Below are 6000 nucleotides of genomic sequence, written 5' to 3' on the forward strand. Positions count from 1 at the left end.
GATAGCGTGCGCGCCGTGCCCGTCGCCGTCGCCACCTCCCCGCTCGCCGTCGTCCCCGACGCGCGCGTCCTCGCCCCCGCCGCACCGCCGGCACCGGTCGCGGCCCCGCGCGGAATGCGCCACCAGCGACGTCGGCTGCACGCCGCGCTCGGCCCGCGGGTCATGCGCGCCGTGGTCGTGACCGCGACGACGCTCGCGCTGGTGCCCGCGCTGTCCCTGGTCGCCGGCGCGAGCGGTGCGGTGAGCGGTGCCCCGACGACGACCGCCCTGGGTGCCGTCGCGCAGGGTGGGCTGCTGGTCGCCGCGCTCGTCGCGGTCGCCGTGTGGCTGTCGGGCAGCGCCGTCGGCGTCCCGGTCGGCACGGTCGCCGCGTGGCTCGCGCTGCGGCCGCTCGCGGTGCGCGACCTGCGGCGGCTCGAGGCGGCGCTCGCCGGGGTCACCGTGGTGCAGGGCGTGGGCATCCGCCCCGGGTACGGGCGCAGCCGCGCGGTCGAGCTCGCCGACGGGTCGGTCGTCACGATCACGCGACTCGTCGAACGGGACGACCGGGGCCGTCAGGTCGGCTTCACGCGGTCCGGCGGTGTCGACCGGGTCAGCCGTGCCGCCGCCGCGATGGCGCTCACCGCGCACCAGCAGGCCGTCGGCGAGACGCCCTGGTTCCCCTCGCTCGTCGACGGTCGTCGGCCGCAGCGGTGGGGGACGTTCGGCACCACGCCCTGAGGGCGACGCTCCGGGACGGCACATCGTGCCGAGGTCCGAGCAGCGCGCCGCGGACCGCCGGGGCCGTCGCCGTCCTGACCGGCGCGGCGGCGACCCCGGCTCCCGTGGTCGGACGCGTCAGGGGCGCGTCGCGAGCCAGGTCTCGAACGCGTCGAAGGACGTCGCCCGCCCGAGGAACCGCTCGACCAGGTCAGCGGCGTCGGCCGTGCCGCCGGGCGCGAGGATCGCGTCGCGGTAGCGGCGCCCCACCTCCGGGTTCATCAGGTCGTCGCCGAACGCCGTCCGCAGGTCCTTCGCGATGACCAGGCTCCAGAGGTACGTGTAGTACGCCGGGCCGTACCCCTCGAGGTGCCCGAAACCGGTGACCTGGTGCGTCTCCGGCAGCGCCGCGTAGGGCCCGAACCGCGCGTCGATCTCGGCCGTGTACGCGTCGAGGTCCTCGGGTGGCGCCGCGTGCAGCCCGTACGACAGGGCCGTGAAGTTGAGCTGCCGGCGCGTCCACGCCCCGCGCCCGAACGCGTCTGCGCGACGCATCCGCTCGACGAGGTCCGTCGGGATCGGCTCGCCCGCGTCGTCCGTCGCGAACGTGCGCAGCACGCCCGGGTCCCACGCCCACTCCTCGAGCAGCTGGCTGGGCGCCTCCACGAAGTCCCACTCCGTCGCGACGCCCGTGAACGCGGCCCAGCGCTGCGCGCCGCCAACGATCTCGTGCACCAGGTGCCCGAACTCGTGGAAGAACGTCACGACGTCGTCGTGCTCCATCGTGCCCGTCGGGAAGTTGCACACCAGCACGCCCTCGGGCAGGTGCTCGCCCACGACACCGGGCACGAGCGGGAACTGTGCGGCGTGGTTGAACTTGCCGGGCCGCGGGTGCATGTCGAGGTAGACGCGGCCGATGCGCTCGCCGTCCGACTCGACGTCGAGGACGTCCACGTCGGGGTGCCACGTCGGCGCCTCGACCGGCACGAACGTCAGCCCGAGCAGTCGGCTGACCGTGCCGACGACGCCGTCGCGGACCTGCGGGTAGCGGAAGTAGCGGCGGACCTCCTGCGCGTCGACGTCGTACTGCTCGCGCCGCACGACCTGGTCGTAGTAGAGGCTGTCGGCCGGGGTGACGGCGGCGGCCTCCGGGTCGTCCGCGCGGAAGCGGGTCAGCAGCACCTCGACGTCGTCGCGCGCGCGGTCCGCCGTCAGGCCGTCGAGCCGGTCGACGAAGTCCCTGATCGCCGCGCCCGAGCCGATCATCTTGACCTCGGCGTCGTAGCTCGGCCAGTCCGCGTACCCGAGCAGGTGCGCACGCTCGTCGCGCAGGCGCAGCAGCTCCGCGAGCACCGGGCCGTTCTCCGGCCAGGCGGTGCGCAGGTACTCCGACGTCAGCGCCGCGCGCACCGACGCGTCGCGCGCGTACGTGCGGACCGGGATGAGGTCGGGGTAGTCCGTCGTCAGCGTGACGAGGCCGTCGTCGCCCGCGGGGTGCTCGGCGCGGAAGTCGTCGGGCAGCCCGTCGAGCTGCTCGGGGCGGACCTGGATGCGGCGAGTGCCCTCGCGGATGTTGCGCGCGAACTCCAGCCCGAGCTCGGTGCACCGCTCGGCGAGCGCCTTGAGCCTGGCGCGCTGCTCGTCGGACTGGTCGACTCCGGCTCGGCGGAAGTCGCGCAGCACGTGCTCGCGCAGGCGGCGGGCGTCGTCGTCGAGCCCGTCCTCCGTCGTCGCCGCCAGGACCTCCCACAGGTCGCGGTCGAGGCCGCGCGACGTCGCGAGGTCCTCCGCGGCCTGCGCGCGCTCCTCCGCGGCGGACCGCAGGTCGGCGTCCGGGTGGACCTCCGCGAGCAGGTGCGCGGCGGCCGATGCGCGCCCCAGTGCCAGGTCGCTGCGGTCCCACAGGTCCAGCACCTGCGCGGTCGTGCGCGCGGTGCCGTCCTTGAGGGTCGCCAGGTGGGCGCGGGCCGTGTCGAGGGACGCGTCGACGGTCTCGGCGAGGAACGCCGGCCAGGCGTCGGCGTCGGTGGGGAAGCGCGTAGGAGCGGCAGTCATGCGCCGACGCTACACACGCCGCCCGTGCCGTCGGCCAGAGAAAACGGGTGGATGCGGCGTAGGGCGGACGGGTACGACGGCCGTGCCGGGGCGCGACCCTCCGACGCGTGCGACCCGTGCGCACGGAGGTCTCTCACACGGGCACGACGCCCGTGTCGGGGGATCGGCCCGTCAGGCAGTAGACGAGGCCGGCCGGGTCACGCATGACCGTCCACCGTGCGAAGCGCGCGACGACCTCCGCGCCCTGGTCCTCGTGCTCCGCGACGACGTCGTCCCGGTCGGGGCCGGCCGCCGCGACGTCCACGTGCGCCGTCACCTCCGCCCGTCCGTCGTCGTCGCCCAGACGCTGGAGGAGGAGCCGCACCGGCATGCCGTCCGGCCGCGCGAGCGGGACGAGCTCGCGCGTGGTGTCGCCCGTGACGGCCCACCCGGTGAGCGCCGACCAGAACGCGCGCTCGCGGTCGACGAGGGGGGCGGGGATGTCGAGGCAGAGCTGGTCGACGCGCGCCCGCCCACCGCGCGGTCCGTCGACGGGTGCCGGCCGCCGACGCTCGCCGCCGTCGGGCACGACGCAGAACACGAAACCGCCGGGCGACGCGAGCACGACGTGCTCCTCGCGGTGCAGCTCGGTCGCACCCAGCGCGACGGCGTGGGCGGCCGCCGCGGACACGTCGTCCACATGCAGGTCCAGGTGCACGCGCGGGCCGTCGTCGAACCGCTGCACCCGCAGGAACGCGTCGCCGTCCCCGGGGAGCAGCGTCGCGAACTCGCCGCCCGGCCCGCGCGGCGCCGACAGGTGCGTCGCGGTCACCGCCTGCCAGAACGCGACCCCGTCGGGGAACCGGTCCTCGGGCAGGTCGAGGAAGATCGTCGCCCACACCACGCGCACGTCGTCGCGCCTCCTGTCGCCGGTCCGCCGTTCGTCCGCCCGTCGTGCCGTGCGGTCGACCTCCGAGCAGGCCGCTCCGCCGTCAGCGGCGACGGGCGAGCGTCGCGAGGTCGAGCGCGTCGATCATGACACCCGTGTCCTCCCGGACCCAGCGCTCGCCGGTCGCGCGGTGCTCGTCGGGGCGTGCGAACCGGTAGCGGTACGTGCGGGCGCGGACCCAGCGGGGCGGCTCGCCGTCGAACGGGTCGTGCCGCAGGAGCCGGAGCGTCGCGCGGTCGGCCTCGAGGAGCTTGACGAGGAACGGCACGAACCAGCGCAGCTGCGCCGACGACCCGAGCGCGAGGAACCACATGCCCCAGTCGAGCCGCAGGTGGTACGGCGCGAACTGGCGGGGGAGCCGGCGGACGTCGCCGGGCTTGCCGTGGAACCCGTACTCCTCCCAGCGGGCGCCCGGGCCGGGGTCGGCGTCACGTGTGCCCTCGACGGCGACCTCGGTGCGCTGCCGGGTGATCGTCCCGAACGCGCCGTAGGCGTTGATCAGGTGCCAGACGTTGAACGACGCGTTCATGCGCTGGTGCTTCGAGACGAGGTTCCGCAGCGGCCACCACGACAGCACGACGCACAGCGCGGACACGGCAAGGGCGACGACGACGTAGGCGACCGGCTCATCCCGGGCCGGTGGCGTGCTGGGCAGGTCGACGCCGAACGGGCGGAGCACCGCGGCCCAGGAGGCGTCGTCGATCGCGGAGAGCGCGAGCACGATCGTCAGCCAGTTGAGCCACGCGAAGTTGCCGGACAGCACGAGCCAGAGCTGCGTGACCACGACGACCGCCGCCGCGATCGCCGCGACCCGGCCGGGGACCAGCAGGAACCACGGCACGACGAGCTGCGCGACGTGGTTCGCGGCGACCTCGACGCGGTGCAGCGGACGGGGGAGCAGGTGGAACAGGCGGCTGAGCGGGCCGGGCATCGGCTGCGTCTCGTGGTGGTAGGAGAGCGCCGTCAGGTCGCGCCACGCAGGGTCGCCGCGCCACTTGATGAGCCCGGCGCCGAGCTCGAGCCGGAACACGAGCCACCACAGCAGCACGAGCACCGTGATCGGCGGCGCGACGTCGTCGGACCCGAGGAACGCGACGAGGAATCCGGCCTCCAGCAGCAGCGACTCCCAGCCGAACCCGTAGAACACCTGCCCGACGTTGACGACCGACAGGTAGAGCACCCACAGGACGAGGAACGCGACCGTGGGCACCCACCAGGACCCCCGCTGCGGGAGCCCGACGACGAGCGAGACGGCGACGGCCAGCCCGACCCAGCCGAGCACGACGAGCCGCCGGTCCGAGTACCGGCGCAGCAGGCTCGGCGACGACCGCCACGGCACGCGCGCCACGAACGACGGCACCGGCAGCAGCCCGTGCTCGCCGAGCAGCGGCCGGAACTGGCGCAGCACCGCGACGAACGCGACGACGTACACGGCGGCGACCCCGCGCTGCACGGCCGCGCGCGCCACGGTGTAGCCCTCGGCGTCGAACCACTCCACGCGCACCACTCCCGTCGTCCAGCGTGCGCGCCGGGCGACGGGTGCGCGACCGGGTCAGCGAGCCGTCGGTGGAGCGCTCATGACGGACACCCGCCGTCGAGCGCGGCGCCGTCGGGCGCGACGTCGTCAGGCGCGGACGAACGGGATCGCGCCGACGGTCCGCGTGACGTCGCCTCGCGACGCCCGGTTGGCGGAGGCGATCGACAGCACCAGCCCGTAGATCACCAGCAGCACCAGCAGACCCATCGCGGTGCTCACCGGGCTCGCGAGCGGCACGGGCTCGTCGCTCGCGAACGTCATGAGCAGCACGACGTGCACCGCCAGCAGCACGGCCGTGTAGAGCAGCTGGCTCAGGTGCCAGTTCACCGCCCGCCGCACGACCTCGTGGCCGGTGGGCGTCAGCGTCTTCCGCACGGCGGCCCGGTACCCGAGCGCGCCCGCGACGACCAGCAGGTTGCTGAGCAGCGGAACGCACAGCAGCAGCCCGAGACCCCACCACCACGCACCCGCGCCGGTCGTCGGCGGTCCGCTGACGGGAGCCTCCTGCCCGGGCGGCAGCGGCGGCGGCACACGGTCGTACGGGGTGTTCGGCCGACGCGGGTCGTCGGGGCCTGAGGGCTGGGGCGCGGTCCACTCGGTCACGCACCCATCCCATCAGGTCACCGACGGTGGTCGCCGCCCGACGAGACGCGCGCCGAACGCGCCATCAGGCACGTCTGAAGCCCTCGAAGCGCACACGACGTTGCGTTCGGCGGGTCGAGGAGAGGCGGGGGGGCAGACGGCGGCGCCCGGGTCCGTCGGGGTGCCGACGGCCCGGGCG

5 protein-coding genes are annotated in these 6000 nt (G+C 75.0%); 1 reads left to right on the top strand and 4 read right to left on the bottom strand.

Annotated elements, in window-relative coordinates; translation table 11 throughout:
- The first annotated feature begins 15 nt into the window (after positions 1-15).
- The gene (locus tag CTKZ_RS03150) at positions 16-720 is read left to right on the top strand and encodes a hypothetical protein (protein ID WP_124341571.1); all 705 of its coding nucleotides are present in this window, start codon (positions 16-18) and stop codon (positions 718-720) included.
- A gap of 117 nt (positions 721-837) precedes the next feature.
- Here CTKZ_RS03150 and CTKZ_RS03155 read toward each other — a convergent pair whose 3' ends face one another.
- The 4 genes from CTKZ_RS03155 to CTKZ_RS03170 all read right to left on the bottom strand — a co-directional run bounded on the left by CTKZ_RS03155 (position 838) and on the right by CTKZ_RS03170 (position 5822).
- Positions 838-2754 (bottom strand): M3 family metallopeptidase, encoded by a 1917-nt coding sequence (locus tag CTKZ_RS03155; RefSeq protein ID WP_124341572.1) that lies wholly within the window; start codon positions 2752-2754, stop codon positions 838-840.
- Between the two features lie 133 nt (positions 2755-2887).
- Positions 2888-3643, bottom strand: coding sequence for a VOC family protein (locus tag CTKZ_RS03160; protein ID WP_124341573.1), 756 nt, complete (start codon positions 3641-3643; stop codon positions 2888-2890).
- Between the two features lie 82 nt (positions 3644-3725).
- Complete coding sequence (locus CTKZ_RS03165) at positions 3726-5180, bottom strand: lipase maturation factor family protein (RefSeq protein WP_124341574.1); 1455 nt, start codon at positions 5178-5180, stop codon at positions 3726-3728.
- 126 nt (positions 5181-5306) lie between these two features.
- Positions 5307-5822, bottom strand: coding sequence for a DUF4870 domain-containing protein (locus tag CTKZ_RS03170; protein ID WP_124341575.1), 516 nt, complete (start codon positions 5820-5822; stop codon positions 5307-5309).
- Positions 5823-6000 lie beyond the last annotated feature (178 nt).

Origin of the sequence: Cellulomonas algicola (assembly GCF_003851725.1) — a bacterium.
GTDB classification, from domain to species: Bacteria; Actinomycetota; Actinomycetes; order Actinomycetales; family Cellulomonadaceae; genus Cellulomonas; species Cellulomonas algicola.